Below are 22,610 nucleotides of genomic sequence, written 5' to 3'. Positions count from 1 at the left end.
GGCGCGATGCCGCTCGTCGAGGACCCCCGTCGGCTTAACCGAGTGGAGTTGCCGATCCCAGCCGCTTAACGACAAAACCCCCGCCAGAGGCGGGGGTTCGGGGCCAGGCCCCAAGTCATGTTTCTCACTACCTGCTACGTCGCCAAACAGATCAGGTCGTGAGCTTCCGAGAGAAGAAGCCCGGTTGGAGCCGGGAGCCTTCGTCGTACCACCACCCCGAGAGGAGGAGGTGTCGCCATCGTAACGCACGTTGCTGCGCCCGGTATAGATCAATCTGCCCGCGTGTCCTCTTCGGATAGCGCCTGGGCGTTGACGCGCTCGATCGCGCCTCGTCGGTACGTGAACCGCATGATCGCGGAGGCGGACGGGACGATCCGGTCGAACAGCTACCCGTCGAAGTTCCCGACTGCAGGGCACACTGCCCCGTCGACGCCGTGGACCATCGATCTCACCGACCTTGACGGGCGGTTCTGGTTCGCCGCGTTCGACCTCGACGCGAAGACCCCGGAGGACTTCGACCAGGCGGCCGAGGATCTCGGCGTGCTGGTCCGGATCCTCCGCGACGCACGGGTGCCGCACGTGGTGTGCCGTTCGAGCCCCACCGGCGGGTTCCACGTCTGGGTGCCCCTCGCCGGCGTCGACAAGGCCACGATGGTGCAGCTCGCCGGCGCCGCGCGCGCTGTCCTGCCGTCTCTTGACCACGGGTTGCTCTGCAACGACCGCACGGGCGCCGTCCGCCCGCCGCTGACCCCACACGCACGCGGTGGCGCGTCCGAGGTGATGGCCGGCGCCGACGACGTCGACGTGCTCCGCACCCCGACCGTCACCGCCGGCGATCTCCTCCGCGTCACGGCCGCGTTCCGTGAGCTCCGCCCGACCGTGGATCCCGCGGACTCCTCCCCCACCGGTCCCGTCGACGCCCGTCACCGGGTGCACCGGTCCCTGCCCGCGTGGGGTGAGGCGCACATGGGAACCGTCGCCGGCGGCCGCGACCCGTCCCGCACCGCCTACTTGTGCCTGCTCGCGGCCGCGGTGTCCGGGTGGACCCTCGCCGACGTCGAGCACGCCGCGAAGACCGCACCCGGCATGGAGCACTACCGCACCCGCAACCGTCCCACCGGCGGCCGCGAGCCCCGCACCGCGGCCGAGGCTGCAGCGCGCCTTGAACGGCAGTGGACGAAGGCGCAGGAACGGGCCGTGCTGTACCGGTACGCGCCCGAGGAACGCCAACAACGCGACTTGACCCAGCTGACCGGGATCGTCGACGTAGTCGAGGCCATGCTGCAGGCGTTCACCGCCTCCCCCGGACGCTGGACCCGCACCGAGTCAGACCTGCACGACAGCACCGTCCTGACCTACCTCGCCTGGATCTCCCTGCGCTCAGGCTCCCGCGACGTCGGGGCCGCACTCCGGTCCGTGGCGATCGCCACCGGGATCCCCTCGAGCACCGTCGACCGCTCACTCCGCCGCCTCCACGCCGCCGGATGGATCACCCGCCGGCGCCAGGCAGACGGCCCCAACGCAGCCGTCTGGCGACTCACAGACCGGTTTTCCACACCCCCCGTACACGTCGGGCCACTTCACAATGTGACCGCCCGCCCCCCGGCCGAGCTCTTCGACGTGAGGGTCACCCTCCTCGACGCTCTTGAAGACCGACTCGACGCCGGACGCCACGACGTCTTCACCCGTGCAGGACTGGGACCCACCGCCCGGCGTGTGTACGAGAGCCTGACCACTGATGAGCATGCGGTCGAGGTGGTTGCGGACCGTGCTGGACTCCCCCGCGGCCGCGCACGAGCAGCCCTCGCACGCATGCGCCGCTGGACACTCGCCATCGCCACACCCACCGGCTGGCGCCGACGGCTCCAGGACTTCCGCACACACGTGGCCAAGCAGCTCGGCGTCGACGGGATCCTCCGGCGACGGGAACAGCAGTACGCCGACGAGCGAGACCTCTGGGCCTGGTGGCAAAACCACCTCATCCGCAAAGCCGGCAGACGCGGCCGCGACCGCACCCCTACCAGGCAGGTCGTCATGTTCCGATCCGTCGACGACCACGGCGGCCCCGAGGCATACCCGGCATACCCATGCTCGAGCGACGGCCGAGCCGACCACCAAGAGGCCATGCGGTTCGTCCGACGCGGACTTCTCCAACAGCTCCGGGACTTCGAGTTGGCAGCTTGAGCGTGCGTTCCCGGCTCATCAAAGCGGTAAACGCAAGCATTTATTGTGTTACAAGGGTTGCAACCCTTGCGTGCGTTGCAAGACTTGCGTATCCGAGCTCTACCCCTTCCCGGGGAAAGCACGTGTTTATTGGGTTGCTTGTATTACAACCCTTGCATTTGTTGCAAGACTTGTGTATATTGGATCGCATGGCTTGCAACCAAAACAAGCCTTGAAACGCTTACCTCGGAGGGCTGATGACGCACATCACAGCGATTGCCAACAACAAGGGTGGTGTCTCCAAGACGCAGGTGACTTGTCAGCTCGCTGCTGCTCTTGCGCGGGCTGGACGCCGCGTTCTTGTCGTAGACATGGATCCCCAGGCGAACGCCACTCGACGTCTAGGGGTCGAGTGGGATCCTTCTGCACCGATCCCCACCATGTCCGAGGTAATCGCGGCCGCTCAGGATGGCGCAGGGGAGGCGGCTGTAGTTGCCTGTGGCTGGGATACAGATGTGGCACCAGAAGGAGAACGGATTGATGTGCTCCCGGCCCGCTTTGATCTGATCAATCGTGAATCCGAGGCTGGGGTCGTCGGCGCCGTACGTCGTCTCACCAAGGCACTGTCCGGTTGGACAGACGTGTACGACGTCGTCCTGATCGACACCCGGCCTGATCTCGGCCACCTCGTGCAAATGGCGTTCGCCGCTGCAGACACCGTGCTCATCCCCTCTGACCCGAACTACGACTCTGTCGAAGCCGCCATCCGGGTTCGAGACTTCGTCTCACTTCACGCCGCCGACCTGATGAACCCGGATCTGCGTGTGGCTGGCGTTGTCGTCACGCGGCGGAAGCGAACCAAGGAACATGATTTCCAGATCGAAGGCCTCGCTGACGCCTTCGGCGAGCTCGTCTGGAAGCTTGGGGGAGTGGTTAAGTTCGACGACGGGACCGACCTCTTGAATCCGAAATACCTTCCCGAGTGGTCTCGCTTTGCGGAGGCTGACGCCGCCGCAACATCACTGGGTGCCTGGCCCGGTGTTGACGGCCGGAAGGCGGTCGCGCTCTACGACGCACTCGGTCAGATGTACGCACAGCGCATCCTGGAGAAGGAGAAGAACGCCGTATGAGTGCGCCAGAACGCCGCCGCCCCGGTGCGAACAGCCCAATCAGACTCACCGCCAACGTTGAACCGGTTCGAACAGGCGTCGAGGCACCCGTGACGCCTGAGTCGCCGAGGCGGGAGGCCCCGCCCGCCGAGCCAATTAAGGAAGCGACAATCCCCACGACCGTGGCGCTGCGGGAAGGTCTCAAGCGTCGCGCCCAGACGGCAGTCCTCCACACAGCTGCCTTGCCCGGCGGCTACCGGTCCTTCGCGGCGCTGGTCGACGGGGCGCTCGAGCGAGAGCTTGAACGACTCGCGAACGAACACAACGGCAGCGTTCCGTTCGAACCGAACGCCGGCGGGTTCCGCACCGGCCGACCGTTCGGCAGCTAAGGCCCAGGCCGGCCAAGCGACCGTCGTCCGCATCATCGTGCTCGAGAACCCGGCCGTTACGTGCGCGGCGATCTCCAGAAGGACGAGACGCCCACCCGCCACAACGTCGTGGTGTGGTTCGACCTCGGCGAGAACGCTCCGACCACCCTCCGCTCCGGAAAGTCAGTGATCATCGTCGGCGACGAGCGCGCCGAGTCGTGGGGGTGAGGGCAAGGAGCGCCAAATCCGCCGTGTCCTCCGCGCCAGCGCTATCGGCCCGGATCTCCGCTTCCAGGTCGGGCGAGTCCGCAAGGTCTAGCGCGATGGTAACGACCTCTCCCGATAGGTCTCGATAGGCCCGCCGACGCGGACTCCCTGCCGGTATGGACGACAACGCCCCGGCTATTCTCTCAGGCCAGGGCGTTGTCTACTTGCCGAAGATCAGGGGTGTTGCTGCCGCGACTAGCCCAGGGAATGTGAAAACTGCGGTGTAGACCGAGCACACGATCGCTGCATCCGTGAACGGCTTTTCGGCGGTGCCGGCGTTCTTGCGGTCCTGCGCGATTGCGCTGAGCATTTCTTTCGCCACTGCGCAGGCGGCCCCGAGGCAAACCGAGAGGAACGCGATCCAGGGCGACCCGGGCACCTTGAAGATGACCGGAAGGGCCAGGGCTACGCCTACCGCGACGACGAGGAAGATGATGGTCGCCGGGTGACGGAAGAACCCCTCGACTCCGCGGCCGAAGCGAGCAGCAAGAGGGGGAGGGGCGACGGGTGAAGTCATGGACGGACCCTATCGGAATGTGACAGCGCCTCATACCAGCGCCATGACCCACTTTGGTGAGCGCCCGTGGTCCATCGCCGCTCGGAAACGATCTTTAGGCGGGGATCACCCCTGAACCAGCCCAGCGGCGTCCAGTTCGGTGCGAAGCGAGTCTTTCCAGTTCGAGCCTGGGTACTCGACGTAGCTCAGTCCGGCCAAGTCGGAGGGTCGCTCCACGTCAGCGTCGACGACCACTATGTTTTCGCGACCGATGTTGCCGATGAAGTAGCCCAGTTCGAGGACGACGTTTTGGCGTGCGCGCGCCTTCGGCTCGGTACCTGCCTGGTGGTCCCCGATGGTCTGGCCCACGTCGTCCGGCGTGAGCAGGACGATCACGAAGGACGCGGCCACGCCGTACGCCTCGAACTTCTCGATGATCGTCTGCCCGCGGCCGGCTTCTTCCGCAAGCGAAATAGGCATTAGGCCCGTGACCCTGTGGGCGAAGAGCTTGATCGAGTTCAACGCCGCCTCGTCGTGACCGTGAACGATGAAAATCGACTTCGGTGCATCGGCGGCGGCGGCGACTTCGGAGGCAGGCGTAGCGGCTGGCGTGAGAGCAGGGGTAGCGGTCGATCCCAACGGTGGGGCGACCGGATCCAGGTCGTCGAGGAGATCATCCGCCCAGTCGACCGGAAGTCGGTTTGCCCTCGGCGAATCCGTCAACCAAGCGTCCGGGTCTTCCTCCACTTCGTTCGCGGGCGTGCTCCGCCAGACAGCGGGGATCTCGGAGGCAACGCGCGATTGCAGGTAATCATTGAAGAGCTTCCTGGTCCGGTTCGGTGCGTGTTCCTGCACCCACATGACCAAGTTCGGCATCGAATCGGCGAAGAGCTCCATCCGGCCTGCCTCGCCGGAGTTCTGTTCGACCGCTTCGGAAGCGAGGATCTGGCCGACAACCTCGGATGCGGCGTCCGGGTAGTCCGGGTCACCAAAACCCAGCGAGCGATACAACCGCGGGTGTCGATCGATGATGTCGCTCGTACCGGTCTCCCGTCCGAGCACGCGCCAATCCGAGTCGTTCCAATTTCCGGCCGCGTAGGCAGCAACAGCGATTTGCAGGGGATCCACACGAGCCATCCTCGAATCATACGAGGTAATCGCGAACGACCGTTTCTGGGATGTCTCTCGTCCGACATCCCCGTGACCGGCGAGGGCTTGCTGTTCGTGTTGCAGAGGGCAGTACCGCAATCAGCGTCGTGTGACGGGAGGTGAGACAAGTGTCGCTACATCGCACGTGAGTAGACGGGGTGCAGCCCGGCGCCGGAGGGATCTCCGGCGAGCATGGTGCTGCGTGCGTGCGACGTCCCTAGTCGCTTCCACCCCCGCCAAAACGTTCCGAGAATGACTATTATCGGAACTGACGCGGTCAGTGGCACAGGCCCGTTCTGAACACGCAATTGGCAGCGAGGCGACGCCGAGCCGTCCCGCCGAAGGGAGAGCTGTGCACACGAAGTCCGAGGCGCACCGGTGAACGGCGAGCCCGGGGAGGATGTCGTCCTAGCCAGCGACGCGCGCGACGATCTCGTCCCAGAGCTCATCGCTGACGACCGGCTGACACGCCGGCCGCTGCGGGCAGTGTCGGGCAAGGCGATGACTGCCGAGCAGCGCGCGGCCGCCGAGCGCAGTCGCACCGCGGCAGCCGTTCGTCGTGCTGCAGCACGGGGGCCGCGGCCGCCGGTCGTGGCGAAGACGGCTGAGCAGCTCGCCCTCGAGGCGAAGTCCGAGAGCACCGTGCGCGCCTACCAGAGTGACCTCCGCCAGTTCGCGCGCTGGCTCGCTGGCTTCAAGGACGACGAGGTTCACGATCCTGCCGACATCGCCGACGTGCGCACGGCGCCACGGACGCCCAAGGAGGTTGCCGACTTCCTGGCCGCCAAGGCTGCCTCGGAGGTGGCACCAGGGGTCCGCCGCTACGCGCCGTCGACGATCGCGCGTTACCTCGCAGCGATCAACTGGGAGCACGAGCGCCGCCACTTCGACCCGCCCGGGAAGCACCCGCGGGTCCGCGACACCATGCGGGGCATCCGTCGCGACGACCCACCGCCCATCCGACGTGCTGCTCCGCTGACGCTGAAGCTCCTGCAGCGCACCCTGCGAGCAATCGACCTGACGAACTTCGAGCGCGGGGCCATCAACACCCGCGACTACGCCCTGATCCTGTTCGGCTTCGTCGGTGCGTTCCGCGAGAGCGAGCTCGTTGCGACCGATGTCAGCGACTATCGCCTCGTGCCCGACGAGGGCGTCCGTATCCGGATGCGTCGATCGAAGACTCAGCAGGATGGCGACGGGCCGCCGAAAGTCATCCGCTTCGGTTCGAACCCGCTCACCTGTGGACCCTGCGCCTTCGTGCGGCTGTACCGGCTGCAGGTAGCGCAGCGTCACCACGGCGAGTCCGGGATGTTCGTTGCGCTCAAGGACGCCGCGACCGACGTCCACATCTGCGACGAGGGGCTCCCGCCGCACGAGGAACGTCTCGACCCCGCAGCCCCGTTCTTCCCATCGGTCAGCAAATGGGGCCTCTTCCGCGAGACCCGGCTCACCCCAACCGCGGTCGGCAAGGTGGTCCAGTCCCGGATCCGGAAGACGGGCCTCGACGCTGCGGGCTTCAGCGGACACTCGATGCGCGCCGGCTTCATCACCGAGGCGCGCAACGCCGGCGCGACCGACGACGAGATCATGAACCAGACCGGCCACAACTCTGCAGCGACGTTGCGGATCTACGACCGCGAGTACACCCCGTTGGTCCGCAACGCCTCGACCCGGATCAAGCTGTGACCGTGACGCCGCAGCTCGAGCGGCACTGGGCACGCTTCGAGGCCTGGTGCGCGGCGTCGGGGAGGGAAGCCCTGCCGGCGTCCCCGGAGACTGTGGAAAGATTCCTTGCGCTCTTCCCTGGCTCGAAATCCAAGCAGCGCCTTCGACGGCGCGCGATCACCGTCAAACACCTGGACGCGGGGGAGCCGTCCCCAATCATCCTGGTCCCGCCCGCCCGCGTCTGGAAGGGTTCGGCGGTGGTTGCTGACATCGAGCAGGCCCTGGCTGAGATCCCGAAGTATCGCCACCCTGTTGGGCTGCGCGGCCGACGCGACGCCTTCTTGATCGTGCTCGTCGGCTTCCTGCAGCTCAGCCGGCAGGAAGCGCGACAACTCTCACCAGCGGCGATCGAGCTTGGCAGCATCGTGAAGATCTGCGGTCGCGTCATCCCGAGCAACGATGACCCGGTGACGTGTCTTGCCTGCGCTGTGACGCGCTGGCTGCGCGTGGCCGGTAACGCCTACCTCGGCCACCGTGCTGAGACTCGCGGGCTCCTGGATCCCACGAAGGCAGACCTCACGAAGCACGACTGCGGTCAGCCGGTCACTGAACAGTGGCGCCGAGCTACCGAGCTGCTCGTGCCGTTGGACACTTACGGCTGGGTCCGGACCGGTGTGCCGCTGTCGAAACGCTCGATCACGTCGATCATCCCGGCGCGACGTCTAACGACTGGGTTCGCGGAGGAGGTCGGCCCGCACACCAGGAAGCCGACCCAGTTCGACGACCTGAGCGCGACCGACACCTACCGAGCTGCCGGAGATCTCGAAGCGAAGGCCGAGGCCGCGTTCGTGCGTTCCGCCGAAGCCCTCGCAGAGGCGCGTCGGCTCGGCATGGCGATCGATGACCTGCTCGTTCCTATGCTGGACCAAGACGATGACGAGCTTGGTTGAGCGTCGAACGCGGCAGTAATACAATGCGCTGTGAAAAATGCACCGGATTGGGCGGCTTCAAAACATCTTATTCCGGAACTACGTCACTCCAGCCCTCGCCCGCTCTAAGCAATGTGGCGACCGGGGTATCTGTGCCCAACCCTTTGCAGTGGTATCTCAGGCGGCAACGATAATCCGTGAAAAATTGGGCCCCATCCCGCTGATGCGGCATGGGGCCCAATGTAAGGTTATGCAGAATCAGCGCGATTCGTCATCTGAGTTGTTCGAACGATCAATTCTGATTATGTTCACGGTCCACAGTAGGCCGAACACGGACATTGCACCAATGATCCATCTCGATATCGGAACACCCACATCGAACGATACCCACAGCACGAGGCCGATTATGGTAGTTATCGCCATAGCCGCAACGTATAACGAGAGAAGCCGACCGGACGGAAATGATAGTTGCTGCAGCAGTTTAGGTGATCCCTTGTCATTGTCGATATTGTTCATTTCCTCACCGCGAACGATTTGACCAATTCAACACAATTCCCGATACCTAGCAACTCAAAGAGCCCGGCACCAACCAGTGAGATGATAGTCCCCCAGGCGCCAACCTTCTTCTTCGACAGGCTGGACTTGTTGGCAACATACTTCTTCAGTGACTTCATGACCTTATCAAGCTTGCCACCAAGCTCGTTGTAGGCCTTGATGACCTTCTTAGAGCTTTTGATAATCTTTTCAACCTTCGCAAGCTTTTGTACTGCCTTCGCGGCCGGTAGGGTCCAAGACGCGATATCGAGAGCGCAACCCGCTACATTCTTGATAGTGGTCCAAAGATCAGGGTCGGCAACCACGGGGAAGCTGTCCACATTGCTAATGTCGACCACCTGCGTAACGGTGTCACCATCGACCTCGTAGCGCGTTGGAACGTCAGCGCCTCGTGCATCCTTCGCCCACGGCGCGTTCAAGGAGCCGATAAAGAAGCCGGAGCTATCCGTGATAACCAGCGCCCCGTCTTCGGTCGTCGCGATTTGGCTACCTTCCGGCAGGCCCAGAGGATACGCGAAGCGGGTCGGGGCTTGAGCTGTTTCGATCACGGTGGCGACTTGAACGGCGCCGTCTGAGTGCACGATGGGTACGGTGCTAGAGCCGTTTTGATTGTTGTAGGAAACGACGCCGTCTGTTTCGGACACAGCAGCGGTTGCTCCGGCGGCGAAAGGAAGGGCCGCTGAGAGGATGGTGCTTGCGGAATCGGAGGCGGTGGGATCCAAGGTGATTCTGTCCGTGGCGCTATTCGGAACCGTTACGGCTACCTCATCGGTCGTCTGGATTGCCACTGCGCCGCTGGTGGTCTTTTTCAGAGATGACAAATCCATGAGGGACTCGGGAGTGGCGTTCTCGATCGCCGTGAGGGTGGCGCTTGGGGCTGTTGCGTTTAGTCCGAATGCGAACTCTTGCTCTTCGGTGTCGCCCATAGCGTTGGTGATGATTGCCGTAACGCGATGCCAGCCGGGTGTGCCAGGGATGGTGACGTTGACCGACGCACCGTTGTCGCTGGTGAGTGGCAGGGTGTCGATCGGGTCGTCGTTCAAGAGCGTGATCAGGTAAGAGTCTGAGTCCGCTGAGGGGTGCGCTGTGACTTTGCAGACGATGTCAGCGCCATCCGAATGCGTCGTCCAACTGCCAGCTTTGTATTCGGTCGGGCAGGAGATTGTCGGGGCCATCGTGTTCACATACCAACCCTGAACGTCCACGATGTAGTGCGTCGCGTCCGCTACGTTGTTGAGGTCGATTTTGCCGTTGGCGCCGAGGGGGACAGTGATGGTGTTGGTGCGAATATCGTCTGTCTGGAAGTTGATCGCGGTGGTGTCGGGTTTGGTTGTGCCGTCAGCCCAAACGGTGGCACGGCCGTCGCTGCCGCCGTGCGAGACGATGAGGGTCAGCACTACGGCGGTGATCCCCGAACCCATCACGGGAACACCAGCTTGGCCGGCAATCTGGATGGAACGGGTTTCGTTCTTCGCTAGCGGGGTATTTCCGGTTGCGCGTGAGTTGTAGGCGCGGCCGGTGGCGGGCGTGAAGCTCGCGCCGGACTTACCTGCGGCAGTGAAGTAGCCCTGCAGATCCACGACAAGGTTGATCGTGGTCGATGAGTTCGCAATCGTCATCTTGCCGGTCGGAGAGAGGGCAACTTGCGCCTGGACTGAGGTGGTCTCCGAAGGGGCGTAGTGCAGCGAGTTCTGCGGTCTCGGTGAATCGGCAGCGTAGGGCGTGAGGTTGCCGTCCAAGTTCGTAGAGTTGATAGCGATCAGGTTCACGACGGCACCTGATGCGTCTGATGGAATGCTATTGGTACCCGCTACCTGCACGTCGATGCTCTTACCCGGCGCGATCGATGCCTTGGCGGTGCCGAGCCCGGAGCGGGTGTCCACAACCCGCTTCCCTGCGACGGGGATGAAGCCGCCAGCAGAGGTGCCGTCGATGTTCGCTGTGTAATACCCCTGCACGTCGAGGATCACGCGAGCCGTGGTTTCGGTCATGATCTGGATCGTTCCGTCTGCACCAACCGCGACCGTCGCCGTGTTCGAAACGTACTCGCCGGTGTGGTCGTTGTAGATCAACATCGTGGTGCGTGACGTGTCAGCGTTGGGGCGACCGAACAGCGTGCCGTTGTCTGGGGTGGTGCCTACGGTTGCGTTGAGGGAAACGGCGCCAACGGAGCCGTCCTCCGGCAAACCAGCGAGACCAGCGACCTTGATCGTGCGGTACTTGCCCGCTTCCATCGGCGTACTGAAACCGCCAGTACCCTTCGCCGTGTCGAGAATCCGGCCGCTCGCGGGAACAAATACTCCACCAGTTCCGGAATCATTCAACGCCTGAGCCGGCGTGGCGACCAGTAACGAACCAACCAGTGCAATCGCGCCGAGGATTGCGGCAGCGATGCTGCGCTTTCCCATACGCGGAGCGTGCAGCATCGAGCGCACGGAACCCCCTAGATCGATCAGACAGCACGAGCTGCTGTCAACCCCCGAAGCTTAGGAGGAAGCTGAGTACGACAGGGTGGCACCCGTTTGGGGGCGCTGAGAGAAAGACCCGATCAGAGGGGTTAGTACCGCTGTGGGCTTAATGGACGCTCAGATAGGCGGGGTGCGAGGAAGCACAGGAGGGCGACCTGCGGCGGTCTGGGAGTCTAAATCCCTACGGTTGCCTCACTTTGAGCGAAGCCGAGCCGGCTGAGGAGCATCGCGAATGCGTGACTGCTGAGTGCCGCAGCCCTTCCGCTCGTCAGACTCGACGGGATGCTGCATGAATGAAGGCGTCTTCGCTCGAGTACTCAGCGGGTGAACTCAGTAATGAAGTTGCGTTCGCCGGCCCCGCCGTAGTTGAGCTTCTTCTGCTCCTTGAACCCCGCATTGCGGAGGGCCGCCGCGACCTGGTCGAGTTCGGCTGGGTTGTCGCCGATGTACCAGACAGTGCGGAGACCCTTGGTGTCGTTCGCTGCGTTGACGGCGCCGTGCATGCGCGCGAAGAAGTAGTTCATGTCCGCCGCGCTCGTCTTCGTCCAGAGGTCCTTCAACCCCTCGACGGATGACGGGTAAGCGATGGTCAGTTGGTCGGCTGGCCGGTGCATCTTCCCGAGGATGAGTCCGGCTGGGCCCCGCTCGTCCTGGCGTGCCTCGGTGAGCTCCCGTGCGGCGGTGGCGAGATCGGTGCTCTTCGGGGATGCGTACCGGATGCTCCACCACACCTGTCCGGCGGGGATGAGGAATGCGATGAGGAGCAGGCCACTGATGATGCCCTTCGCGTAGGGGAGGAGGGCGACGATGCCGGCGGCGATGAGGATCGCGAGTGCCGGCGCGGAGTACGTGACGTAGCGGGCGTTGTAGACGGGCTTGTAGAAGTGCGATGCGGCGAGCAGCGCCACGGTGGGCACGATTAGCCACGGCAGCATCACCACCAGCGCTTCCCTTCGCTTTCGGAGCGCGAACGCGACACCGACGAGGACCAGCAACCAGGACACGACGGCGACTGCGGTCACGAAGGACCTGGTGGTGGTGACGAGCGCGAAGTCGAAGAACTGCAGCCGCCATCCGTTTTCGATGGCGCTGTGCCAGGTGGGTGCCTGCAGCCATCCGATCTGTCGGGACTGCGGGATCGTTGCGCGAACGAACGGCACGACGGCGACGCCGAGGATGGCGATCGTCCACGCTGCGGCCGCGAGACCGATCCAGCGCTGCTTCGGTGCGAAGAGGAAGCGGAGGAACACCGTCAGGGCGTGCGCGGCGACGATGAGTGCCGCCCACAGGAACACCAGCACCGACACGTAAGCGAAGACCGCGTACAGCAGCCACCACAGGGTGATCAGCAGCGGCGGTTTCCGCCCGTCGGTGGCGTCCAAAGCGTGGACGAGGAGCACAGTGGTGAGTACCGCCAGCAGGAGCTCGAACGCTGGGGAGCGTCCGGACGTGCCGGCCGATGCGACGACGGGTAGTAGGGGCAGGATGATCGCGGAGATCGTCGCCGTGGCGAGGGAGAACAGCCGCTCAGCGAGCAGGACGACGAGCCCGCCTGCCAGTCCGATCGCGACGGCGGACGGGAAGCGGAGCGTGAAGGGGCTGTAGCCGACGAGGTCGAACCAGAGGTGCATGCCGACGTAGTACGCCGCATGCACCAGGTCGATCCTGCCGATCAGGTCCTGCAGCGCATCCCACGACCGGGTTGACGCTGCGATGGTCGCGGTCTCGTCGAGCCAGATCGTCCGGTGGGTGATCGCAACCAGGGTGATGAGCGTGCCGAAGAGGGCGGCCCCGCCGGCGATGACCCATCGGGCGTTCCTGCGGGTGTCCCGCTTCACGTCAGCATGCACACCCGCCAGCGTATGGGCAGCCGCACTCGAGCCCCGACTCTGATGTCGGCGAGTGGTCGAGCATCCAGCCGTGACTGCGGTGCTGCGCGCAGGCTAGGAGTGGGTGTTGTTCCGCACGGAGGGCAGCTTGCGGTGGTCCTTGACCAGGGAGCGGGTCTCGCGGATGCGGCAGTCGATGCCCCACTTCGTCACGAGCGTCAGGCTCTCGCGGACGATGTTGCCGCTCATCTTCGAGACACCGAACTCCCGCTCGGTGAACATGAGCCCTGTCCAGGGGCGCATGCCGACAGGAGCCCCGCAGTGTCCCAAGGAAGGACGGCTACTGAGACTGATTGTTTCAGCACAAGGCGTCTGGCGTCCGATCGGGGATCGCCAGTCGTGACGGGCGTGCGTCGGCTGAACCGACACGTCAGCCCCACGGCTCTCGGGTCATCTTGCGGGGCGGGGCGTGGTGGAGATGCCTTCTGCACGGGCGTTTGCCGACGACAGGGGTCACGCGACCGTCGATGGCGCGCGACCCCTACCGCGTGCGGTGGCTGTCGATCAGTCGCAGATCCGGTGATAGATGTACGCGGTGCAGATCTGCCGCTTCTTGTCGCAGTTCTTCGCGTGGACCGTCTCGGTCCACGTGTGGCAGACGACTGGTCCAGCATGTGCCGGAGCTGCAGCAGTGGGCAGGACCACACCCACTCCCGCCAGCGCAACTACCATCCCCATGCCGACCAGTGCCTGTTTGATCTTGCTCATCGTGCATCCCCCTGTTGTTCGAGCCGTTTGGCTCCTCATCGTAAACGAGCGGCTGTGTCCACACCATCGCCGGGAAGGGTGGGTTGCGTTGCGTCGTCCGCAGCGTGCGCTTCGATGATCGGGAGGTGGAGACGCTCCAGGTCCAGGTCCAGGTCCAGGTCCAGGTCCCTGCCCGCTGCTGACGGTGTCAGCGTCGCGCGCACTCGGGTCGCGAATCCGGGCGGTGGGAGCGTGCTGGAGGCCAGCATCCGATAGAGCGTCGTGCGGTCGACGCCCAGGTCACACGCCACGGCAGCCTTGGCTACACCAGTGCTGATCAGCCGCCGTGCTTCGATGAGCTGGTCGTCCGTCAGTTTCCGGGCTCGTCTCTCGGTTGACGTCGCCGATCGCCTCGAGCTGTCGATCGAGGTTCTGATCGGACGAGCTCACTCGAACGTAAGCGACGGTCTGCATCTTGTATTGCACCACTCCTAGACTCTCGCGCACTTCTGCCGCAAAAGGCCGAGCAGGCACCCGAGAACCACGCGAAACCGCCCGACGGTCGTCTGTTGCGCTGGGGTATGCCCCAGCGCTACATAGCTGCACATGCTGAGCGAGTCAAAGATTCGAGAGGTTCGACGACTGATCGCAGCGCAACCTGCGACGAAACCGACCCCGCCTTGACAACCGTAGGGTTTACCGCGGACCCTCCTCGGCATCCCTAGTTCACCCGTCCCATGGGACCCGATCAGCGACCTATGAGCTTGGTGACCGCAGCGAGGATTTGCGAGAACGTCGATACCGGGATGGCTTCGTCGTGGCGGTCATCGATAGCACGTGGTCCGAAGGCACGGTCCACGAACTCCAGCCGAGCGGTGTCGGACTCGGACTTGTCGACGTTCGCCAGGAACGGACCGAACGCCCGAAGCTCCAACTCCGTGCGCTTGCTATCTTGCCCAGACGACACGAACCGTGACCCGAGCCGGATCGCTACGGTGGCGGCGGATGCAGCCAAAGCCCCAATGGCGGCGCGGACGGCGAACGTTGCCCACAGCGCCTCGCCGGCGCCCTCTTTCACAGGCTGGGTCAGCAGCAGGATCAGTGGTACCGCCGCTGTGCACAGCAGCACGAACCCGAGACCGTAGAGGCATAGTCCGACAACACGAGTGGTGAGCGCCTCCCGTGAGAAACTATGTGCAAGGGTGTTCGCTGCCGCCGCTGCAGTAAGAGTCTCGTACTCCTTGTTTGTCTCCCGCAGTCGTTGAAGCGTGCCGTCGGCTTCCTGGAGTTTTTGCTCAATTGCCGCCTTGAATGGGGCGAAGTCCTCATCGAACCGCTCCCCTTGCGCTTGCTGCCACGCCGTGTAGTTCTTCGTGTTTGTCGACTCAAGTTCGTTGATTCGTTTGGTGCCGTTGTCGACGACTGTGTCAACGCGCGCCTCGTACCCGTCAACGGTTTCGCCGGCACTGCTCGCCGTGTTCTGCAACGATTCCAACGCCGTAGAGACCACCGTAAACCGCTGCTCCGCCTCCTCGCCGAGCTCCTCCAGCCGTTCGCCGAGCGCAGTTCGTTTCTCGTGTAGGAGGGCGATGTCCACGTCCTGCTGTTCGACGAGGTCGTCGTAGAAGCTCCGGAGCTGCGCCTGTTGTGCCGGAGGCAACGGAGGCGTCCACATCGCGTACAGCGGTTGCAGGGTGCCCTCCGCATAGATGACGGCTTGATCGGTGTAAGACGGACTGGCGGTGGTGGACCGGTTCTGCAAGTAGGACAGCGCGGAGGTCCACGGGCTGTGTAATTCGTCTAGAAGTGCCTGGTTGAACCGGCGGGCGTTGTGTGCGCCGAGCGGTTTCACCGCCTGCGAGAAAGCCAGCAACTCTCGCACCCGGTTTAGCTCGCTTCGTTCCGCATCGCTCACCTCATCATGAAGAGAGCCGATCAGCGTCGACGCGGTCTGCAACGTGTCCCACAGCGGATGCGCCTGGAATTCCGATTTCAACACTGGGTCCTCCGATCAGCGAGCTTCTCTTCAATCTACTGGTCGGCACCCACATACTTGGAACCGCCGCCGGTTCCCTCGTGGCGATTCCGCTGCCCGCTGCTCGGCCGCCAGCAGGATCTGTGACGTCAGTTGTAGTCATCGACGACAACGAGCTTCGCGCCGTCGCTGTCCTCCGGGAACTCGTCTGCCTCACAAGCGAAATCCCAAGAGTCCGTAGTGTCCACGAGCGACGGAACCCTACGTGGGTCATCGGCTTCACACGTCAACTCTGTACCGTCGCTAAACGTGATCGTCGACACCGGACTGAACTTGATCCCGTTACTTTTGAGGATCGTGAACCCGAGGGTCAGTTCGGTGTCAACGGATGTCGTGTTCAACACGGCCGAGTCGACTGTGTAGAAGCCCGTGTCTGTGTTGTCCGTGATGTCGTTGATCGTTGCAGTGTTTGTGACCTCGAGCGGGTCAGCTTGTTCCTGGGCGCACCCGGCGAGGGTGACAGTGAGGCCTGTAGCGACAGCCAGCACAGCAGCACCTCGGCGTACCGGTATTTGCGACCTCATCATGGAATAAGACTGGCAGATGGCAGACCGATACTCTTCGTTTGAGCAGGTCGAGTTGCCGTTAGAACTACCAACTGGTGCGGAACGCGACCGCTGGTCGTCATGCCAGGTCATGCGTGGCCACTTAACGGACGGCCGAGAGTGTGACACACGAGCGCCGTATCGGCGCCAATGAGAAGAGCCGGCCGCCCTCGAGGGCGCCCGGCTCTTTTTGTGGGGGAGTGGCGTCAGTGTGCGGCGTCGTATGCGTCGCGGACGGTCTGGCTGATGCGGCCGCGGGAGGAGACTTCGTGGCCGTTCGCGTTCGCCCATTCGCGGATCTTCGCGAGCTCTTCCGAGTTGCCGCGCTTCGGCGCGCTGCCCGCACTGGTGCGGCCAGCGCGGCTGGTGACCTTGCGGGCGGCGGCGATGTAGTCGGAGAACGCTTCGCGGAGCGCGTCGGCGTTGTCGTCGGTGAGGTCGATTTCGTAGTAGGCGCCGTCGAAGCCGAACGTGATGGTACGGCCCTTGCCGTCTTCGATGGTGTCGCCGGTGAGGTCGTCGACGAGGTGCGTGGTGACTTTTTGCGCCATGGGAGGTCGCCTTTCGCTCGGGGATCCTCTCCACCCTGGCATAGCTGATCCCGTAGAACGCTTCGTTCGTTCTTCTTCCGATCGGCTGGTCGGGCAGACTGAGCGGTGATGTCTGATTCGTCGCCAGCCGTATCCGGGTATGCCGCTGCTCTTGCCGAGCTGAAGCAGCAAGTGCGTGCTGCCCGGTTCACGGCGCAGCGCCGCGTGAACACGGAACTCATCCGCCTCTATTGGGGAATCGGCGCAACGATCCTGCAGCGTCAGGGCGAGGATGGATGGGGGAGCAACGTCATCGGTCGGCTCGCGACGGATCTGCGTGCTGAGTTCCCGGAGATGAAGGGCTTCTCCCCGCGGAACCTCGCCTACATGCGAGCGTTCGCGGCGGCGTGGCCGGACGAGCAGATTCTGCAACAGGCTGTTGCACAACTGCCCTGGGGGCACATCACCGTCCTCCTCGACCGGCTCGATGACCACGAGCTCCGGGACTGGTACGCCGGCCAAGCGGCCGCCCACGGGTGGTCGCGGAACGTCCTCGAGCACCAGATCCGCTCCGCAGCGCACGCCCGGCTGCAGGCGGCGCCGACGAACTTCGCTGAGGTGCTCCCGCCGGGGGACTCGGATCTGGCGCAGCAGATCACGAAGGACCCGTACGTGCTGGACTTCCTCGCGCTCGACGGTGACGCGAAGGAACGCCACCTCGAGCAGGCACTGGTCGATCGGATCATCGATACCCTCCGCGAGCTCGGGGAGGGGTTCGCGTTCGTTGGCCGGCAGGTGCACTTCGACGTCGACGGGGACGACTTTTACGTCGACTTGCTGTTCTTCCACGTCGAGCAGCTCCGGTATGTCGTGATCGAGCTCAAGACCGGAAAGTTCAGGCCGGAGTATCTCGGCCAGCTCGGCTTCTACGTCGCACTCGTCGACGACAAGCTCCGCCGACCTCAGCACGCGGACACGGTCGGCTTGCTGCTGGTCGCGGACAAGAACGACACCGTCGTCCGCTATTCACTCGCAGGCCAGCAGACGCCGATTGGTGTGGCCAGCTACGACCTCCTTCCGCCGGCGGTGCGGGCGGCTCTGCCTTCGGAAGCTGACCTGGCTTCCGCGCTCACCACGGCGCAGGACCCAGCGGACTCCTAGCGCCGGCTCGTCAGCGCCTTACGTCGCTAGGGAGACGTCCAGAAGCAGATCCGTTGTCGAGACGACGGCACTGTTCCGTGTCCGATGCTCACTCGGCGAGGGACCGCGGCGATACCGCAACCCGCTCGTCTTCGATTTCGATTCCGGTCAACGCAAGCGCGAGGCCGCGGTGAGCTCTCGTCTTCCACACAGCAATGATCGAGGCGATCGCGAGGCAGAACGCGAGGAACCCGGAAAACGGGAAGCCGAGTGCGAGCAATGTGGCCCACCCGCCGGATCCGAGTGCCCAGCGCGCCAACCGCTTCCCGACGTTCGGGACAGGCCGTGGCCTCAGACGCACGACGTGCTCGCCCAACGTGCGGCCGGACAGGAGGACGACGACGAGTTGCAGAAGAGGCGCAACGAGCGCGGACACGTCGACGAGTGCGGTGAGCTGCGGTGACTGTGGGTTCCGCCCGGCGGCTGTCCAGGCCAGCGCCGTTCCAAGGCTGATGGCAGCTGACACGAACCAGATAGCCAGGACGTCGGACAGGATGCCCGAGAACCTGCGAGCTGCTGTTACCGGTCGCGGCGCTTCAGCGTCGTCGGTGCTCGAGCTGCTGGCTCCAGCGAGGAGTCCGACGAGCGGCGCGAGGAGTGTGCCGAGCAGAGCGCCGGCGGTGTTCGCGAAGAGGTCGTCGAAGTCGAACAGGCGATACGAGCACGGGTAGAGGAACCAGTCGCCGGTGAGCTGCGTGGTCTCGATGAGCAGCGACACGACCAGCCCAGCACCGAAGCCCGCGAGGAGCCCCATGAGGAGTCGGTGTCGGGCGAGGGCGTGCTTGGCGAACGCACCCAGCGGTAGGAACAGCAGCACGTTGAAGATCACTTGCGCGGCCGCCGGGTTCGAGACAAGGGAGCGCGGGCCGCTGATGCCCCCTTCCTTGGCGATATCGGCGAGGAAGGAGAAGGGACGCAGCTGGGGCCCGGCTGATGCCTGGCACATCGTCGAGACGTCCGCGGGCAGGGGCAACAGTGTGTACGTCAGCAATGCGAGAGCGTAGACAAGCGCGCCGAACGCGACGAGGGAGCGGCGGAACCGAAGTTGGCCGTGCGTCCGGTACTCGCGTGCGATCCATGGCACGAGTGCGGCGACGCTGAGCGCGAAGCCGATAGCGAGCGCGATGACGCCGGGAAAAACTGTGCCCATACCACGTAAAATACCGGAACTATCCAATCGCGAATATCGGCCTTGAGATGTATTCCACATCCCTCGATCGGCTCACTGAGTGGCGCGGTGAGGTTGACGACATCGGCCCCCTCGTCCTCCACGCTGAAGCCATGAAGACACGCACTCGTCGTTCCATTCGTCTCGCCGCAGTGAGCCTGCTCGCCGGTTCTGTCGTTCTTGCCGCCTCGGGGTGCGCGTTCGTGCAGCAGCAGACGGGCGATGCCTGGGCGGTGACCTACGAGATCCGCGTCGATGACCCAACCGGCTCGACGCTTTCCGATATCCGCGTCGAGGGAGCGGAAGCTCGAGGTGACGAGTCGAAGCTGCACAAGATCGGAACGGAAGCCACTACCCGCACGGACGGTGCAGGGTCGGCGTGGGTGCACGAAGCCGTGGTCCTCGCCAAGCAGCGGGCTTCGGTCAGTGCGACGCCGGCGCCGGGAGTGACAGCTGAATGCCGGATCTTGCTCGATGGCAAGCGGGAGATCGCCAAGCAGACCTCTGATGGGCCGGGTGAGCCGGTGGACTGCTCGGTTCGCACCCCGTCCTTCAAGTAACTGGTCATTCGCGCCCGAAGCATTGTGTGCCTCTGCATCGAATAACCAAGCAGGCCCGCCCTTTAGGTCTCTGACACGACCGAGAGCGACCCGTGTGATGCGGGGAGGCCACTCTCGACGAGCGGACGAGCGGACGAGCTCACGACGTCGCTGGCGATTTGCTCGCTCCGGCTGACGAAACAATCGATTGGCCCGAGACCGCAGGCCTCACGGAGCTGGTCACGAACCAGCCGCGAGGATCTGACCCAGAGTCGTGGCGACCTCCGGTCCACCCCTCCTCAGCGAGCATGAAGAATGCCTCCCTGAGGAGGCACTTCCCACGCCCATCAGAAGCACGAGGGCGAATCGGCGCAGCGCCATTCCTGCTTCCGAAGATCTCGCCTGAGCTCCTCTTCACGGCAGCTGTCCAATCGGTTCCGGCGCCGGGATCGGTCGTGCGAGACACGCGACATCTGATCGAGAACCGCGGAAAGGGCGGGACCAGCCGGCGGTGGCGTTAGTGCATCGTTGTCGGGCTGGTGAGGATGTCAGTCCGATCGAATCGAAGTCGCCGGTCCGACGCGCGTGCCGGTTGAGGCAGCGGCCTCAACCGTCCGCGCGCCTTCACCCGCAACAGTGACCGTCCCCTTGCCGGCGCGATCGGTGAGCACCGACCCCTGTGACTGGCCGTCAACGCGAATCGCGTACCGAGTCTGAGCGGCACCTCGAACTGTCACTGTCAGACCGTCGCGCGTGCTTGACAGGAAGACCATGGGGGCGGTGATTGTGACGGTCTGCGCTGCAGTGCGCTGCCCAGCTGCAGTGGCATACACCTGGTATGTCCCCGCGGGAACAGCGACAGGTGGCGTCGACCATCTTCCGGAAGCATCTGCCTGCACAAGCGTGTTCGCACCACCGACAGACACCAACACCGAACCCCCGGAGCTAGCCGTCCCAGACACGATCGGCAGGAGAAGACCTCCTCCAGCGTCGATACCGCTGATGCTTGGGCTAACGGCGAGGGGAGAGGTCGGAACAGGCTCGGAGGTGGGGGCAGACGACGCCTTTCCCTGCGGCCGGTCTGGCTTGCCGGCCACAGGCGGCTCCGAGGTCGGGGAGGCGGCAGGAGCCGGGCTGTCGGTGGCTTTGTTCGTCGGTGGCGATGTCGGTCGCCCGGACGACGAGGGCGAGGGCGAGGGGTGAGCCGCCGTCGGGGTTGACGCGATTTCGGGCGTGCCATTCGGCTGATGCCCGTCAACAGCGAAACCGACACCTGCCCCGATCAAGATCACGGCTACGACTGCTCCTGAAACGAGGAGGAGACCGGAACGTCTGCGGCGAGAGCCTGGCTCAACCGACGACCGGTGAGCGGTGAGCGTGTCCGCATGGGCGGATTCGCCCGAAGTGACGAAGGCACCGAGCCCGGTCGCGCCGAGCGTGCCCACCGCGAGGGGCAGCAGCGCAGGGGCTCGGACGTCAGCTCGACCGTGCCTTGCGAAGTCGTGGCACCACAAGGCGCGGCGAACTGCCCCGAACTTCGTGCCCGTACCCGCGTCATCAACTGCTCGAGCCGCCGTCTGAAGGAAGTGAGAGCGCAAGTCGAGCCTTGCCTCTCGCCCAGTGAGCGGCAACTTTGTTGTGCTCCTGGGCGGGCCGCCGGAGTTCCCTGGCTCCGGCGGCCCGAACCAAGCATCCCGTCCAAGAGGAGCGGTGATCGTCACACGCCATGTTGCGGTGCGTTGACCGTCTGAGTCGGCCTACACCGCGTGGCTTCCGGCTCTAACCGAAACTGGCGGCGTCAACCACTTCCCTTCGGCGTCTGCCTGAACTGAGGTGACTACGTCGCCGACAGTCACCATCACCGAGCTGCCAGGGCGGGCCGTCCCGGTCACGATTGGCAACAGGATCCCGCGCGTCGTGTCGATGCTGTTCAGCCTCGGACTGAGTGTCGAAGGTGTTCCCTGGGGCGGCGCTCGCTCAGCAGCTGGGGATTCAGGTCCGCCCGACGGCGCGGACGCTGGCTCTTCAGCCTCGCTCGGAGGCGGGCCATGACGGCGGCATTGCAACTCTTTGCCGCGCTGCGCAGACCTCGTCGTTGATATCGGCAAGACCGGTGCCCATGGGCCCGGGTAGGGGACCAGGAGCGGTGTCGAGGGTCTGCTCTCGTCATCCGCCAGACCGGTCTGCGTCAGCGCCCACACGTGGGCTAATCTCCCGGAGCCTGAGTAAGAGCTCGTCTGGATTCGTCGGCGACACGTTCCCTGCAGTGCGCAGCCCGCTGAGGAACCCACGAGTCTCGCTGAGAGCATCACGGCCGAGCGCTCCGATGCTCTCGAGTGCTGCGGCGACCTGTTCGGTCGCGGAGCTCGACGCTGCACGCGCGAACTGCGCTCCCTCGGCCAGCGCAAGGATCGCCGCCAAGCGATGCGCAATAACGTCGTGCATCTCACGAGCGGCCCGGAGACGCTCTTGCTCGATCGCGACTGCGTGCTCGGCTCTCGCAGCATCCCGCTCCGCGAGCAGTTGCGCCCGACGTGTGCTGCTCCGGGCCGCGCGCGTCCGGCCGACGGCGAGCCCTGTCCGAGCCTGCCCACATTCTTCGGACGGAGTCGGATGAGACAACGGTTCTGTGCGCATCCCGCCAACGGTAAGTCGCGCGTCCCCGCGAGGCATCATCCTCGGGGTGGACCGCCGTCGGCTTATCGAACGATCATGCGCACCGCGCACCGCGCACCGCGCACCGCGCACCGCGCACCGCGCACCGCGCACCGCGCACCGCGCACCCCGCACCCCGCATGCCGCGGCCCTCGGCCGCTTGGGAGCCCGGCCCGGTCGGAGAAGGCGAGTG

At 64.6% G+C, this 22,610-nt stretch carries 20 protein-coding genes; 9 read left to right on the top strand and 11 right to left on the bottom strand.

All coding sequences use genetic code 11. The features are described from left to right. Positions 1 to 348: 348 nt before the first annotated feature. The 4 genes from BOSE127_RS17025 (at position 349) to BOSE127_RS17010 (ending at position 3,868) form a co-directional block, all read left to right on the top strand. Positions 349 to 2,184 (top strand): hypothetical protein, encoded by a 1,836-nt coding sequence (locus BOSE127_RS17025; protein ID WP_159558282.1) that lies wholly within the window; start codon positions 349 to 351, stop codon positions 2,182 to 2,184. A gap of 236 nt (positions 2,185 to 2,420) precedes the next feature. Next, complete coding sequence (locus BOSE127_RS17020; RefSeq protein ID WP_159558280.1) at positions 2,421 to 3,293, top strand: ParA family protein; 873 nt, start codon at positions 2,421 to 2,423, stop codon at positions 3,291 to 3,293. 161 nt (positions 3,294 to 3,454) lie between these two features. Further along, a complete protein-coding gene (locus BOSE127_RS17015) occupies positions 3,455 to 3,661 on the top strand; it encodes a hypothetical protein (RefSeq protein ID WP_159558278.1) in 207 nt (68 codons plus the stop codon). Between the two features lie 60 nt (positions 3,662 to 3,721). Then, positions 3,722 to 3,868: a single-stranded DNA-binding protein gene (locus BOSE127_RS17010; RefSeq protein WP_159558276.1), complete on the top strand. Its 147-nt coding sequence runs from the start codon at positions 3,722 to 3,724 to the stop codon at positions 3,866 to 3,868. A gap of 199 nt (positions 3,869 to 4,067) precedes the next feature. Here BOSE127_RS17010 and BOSE127_RS17005 read toward each other — a convergent pair whose 3' ends face one another. Together BOSE127_RS17005 and BOSE127_RS17000 are read right to left on the bottom strand one after the other, a co-directional pair. Continuing rightward, the gene (locus BOSE127_RS17005) at positions 4,068 to 4,424 is read right to left on the bottom strand and encodes a hypothetical protein (protein WP_159558274.1); all 357 of its coding nucleotides are present in this window, start codon (positions 4,422 to 4,424) and stop codon (positions 4,068 to 4,070) included. Positions 4,425 to 4,529: 105 nt separating this feature from the next. Next, complete coding sequence (locus BOSE127_RS17000) at positions 4,530 to 5,531, bottom strand: TIR domain-containing protein (RefSeq protein ID WP_159558272.1); 1,002 nt, start codon at positions 5,529 to 5,531, stop codon at positions 4,530 to 4,532. A gap of 399 nt (positions 5,532 to 5,930) precedes the next feature. On the opposite strand from BOSE127_RS17000, the gene BOSE127_RS16995 reads away from it, so the two are divergent. Both BOSE127_RS16995 and BOSE127_RS16990 read left to right on the top strand, forming a co-directional pair. After that, complete coding sequence (locus BOSE127_RS16995; RefSeq protein ID WP_159558269.1) at positions 5,931 to 7,238, top strand: tyrosine-type recombinase/integrase; 1,308 nt, start codon at positions 5,931 to 5,933, stop codon at positions 7,236 to 7,238. A 2-nt stretch (positions 7,239 to 7,240) separates the two neighbouring features. Next, the gene (locus tag BOSE127_RS16990) at positions 7,241 to 8,167 is read left to right on the top strand and encodes a hypothetical protein (RefSeq protein ID WP_159558267.1); all 927 of its coding nucleotides are present in this window, start codon (positions 7,241 to 7,243) and stop codon (positions 8,165 to 8,167) included. A gap of 491 nt (positions 8,168 to 8,658) precedes the next feature. Here the strand turns inward: BOSE127_RS16990 and BOSE127_RS16985 are convergent, their stop codons facing one another. From BOSE127_RS16985 to BOSE127_RS16955, 7 genes are all read right to left on the bottom strand, one after another. Further along, entirely contained in the window at positions 8,659 to 11,109 is a 2,451-nt protein-coding gene (locus BOSE127_RS16985) for a hypothetical protein (protein WP_159558265.1), read from the bottom strand. A gap of 377 nt (positions 11,110 to 11,486) precedes the next feature. Further along, positions 11,487 to 13,019, bottom strand: a complete 1,533-nt coding sequence (locus BOSE127_RS16980; RefSeq protein ID WP_159558263.1) for a glycosyltransferase family 39 protein — start codon at positions 13,017 to 13,019, stop codon at positions 11,487 to 11,489. A 93-nt stretch (positions 13,020 to 13,112) separates the two neighbouring features. Next, complete coding sequence (locus tag BOSE127_RS16975) at positions 13,113 to 13,301, bottom strand: hypothetical protein (RefSeq protein WP_236558890.1); 189 nt, start codon at positions 13,299 to 13,301, stop codon at positions 13,113 to 13,115. A 261-nt stretch (positions 13,302 to 13,562) separates the two neighbouring features. After that, entirely contained in the window at positions 13,563 to 13,766 is a 204-nt protein-coding gene (locus BOSE127_RS16970) for a hypothetical protein (RefSeq protein ID WP_159558261.1), read from the bottom strand. A gap of 727 nt (positions 13,767 to 14,493) precedes the next feature. After that, entirely contained in the window at positions 14,494 to 15,744 is a 1,251-nt protein-coding gene (locus BOSE127_RS16965) for a hypothetical protein (RefSeq protein WP_236559608.1), read from the bottom strand. Positions 15,745 to 15,869: 125 nt separating this feature from the next. Next, entirely contained in the window at positions 15,870 to 16,268 is a 399-nt protein-coding gene (locus BOSE127_RS16960) for a hypothetical protein (protein ID WP_159558257.1), read from the bottom strand. Positions 16,269 to 16,531: 263 nt separating this feature from the next. Then, the gene (locus tag BOSE127_RS16955; protein ID WP_159558255.1) at positions 16,532 to 16,876 is read right to left on the bottom strand and encodes a histone-like nucleoid-structuring protein Lsr2; all 345 of its coding nucleotides are present in this window, start codon (positions 16,874 to 16,876) and stop codon (positions 16,532 to 16,534) included. A gap of 108 nt (positions 16,877 to 16,984) precedes the next feature. Here BOSE127_RS16955 and BOSE127_RS16950 point away from each other — a divergent pair, with 108 nt between their 5' ends. Continuing rightward, a complete protein-coding gene (locus tag BOSE127_RS16950; protein WP_201296720.1) occupies positions 16,985 to 18,016 on the top strand; it encodes a PDDEXK nuclease domain-containing protein in 1,032 nt (343 codons plus the stop codon). Between the two features lie 88 nt (positions 18,017 to 18,104). Here BOSE127_RS16950 and BOSE127_RS16945 read toward each other — a convergent pair whose 3' ends face one another. Beyond that, the gene (locus tag BOSE127_RS16945) at positions 18,105 to 19,205 is read right to left on the bottom strand and encodes a VanZ family protein (protein ID WP_159558253.1); all 1,101 of its coding nucleotides are present in this window, start codon (positions 19,203 to 19,205) and stop codon (positions 18,105 to 18,107) included. Between the two features lie 131 nt (positions 19,206 to 19,336). On the opposite strand from BOSE127_RS16945, the gene BOSE127_RS16940 reads away from it, so the two are divergent. Next, positions 19,337 to 19,783 (top strand): hypothetical protein, encoded by a 447-nt coding sequence (locus BOSE127_RS16940; RefSeq protein ID WP_159558251.1) that lies wholly within the window; start codon positions 19,337 to 19,339, stop codon positions 19,781 to 19,783. Positions 19,784 to 20,515: 732 nt separating this feature from the next. Further along, positions 20,516 to 20,965 carry a hypothetical protein gene (locus tag BOSE127_RS17410; protein ID WP_236559607.1) on the top strand — a complete coding sequence of 150 codons (450 nt, stop codon included), beginning with the start codon at positions 20,516 to 20,518 and terminating at the stop codon, positions 20,963 to 20,965. Between the two features lie 963 nt (positions 20,966 to 21,928). On the opposite strand, the gene BOSE127_RS17515 is transcribed toward BOSE127_RS17410, so the two are convergent. After that, positions 21,929 to 22,399, bottom strand: a complete 471-nt coding sequence (locus BOSE127_RS17515; protein WP_373562229.1) for a histidine kinase — start codon at positions 22,397 to 22,399, stop codon at positions 21,929 to 21,931. Positions 22,400 to 22,610: the final 211 nt, after the last annotated feature.

It is taken from the genome of Curtobacterium sp. 8I-2, from assembly GCF_902506155.1.
Lineage (GTDB): Bacteria > Actinomycetota > Actinomycetes > Actinomycetales > Microbacteriaceae > Curtobacterium > Curtobacterium poinsettiae.
This window is presented reverse-complemented; position numbering and strand designations above follow the sequence as displayed.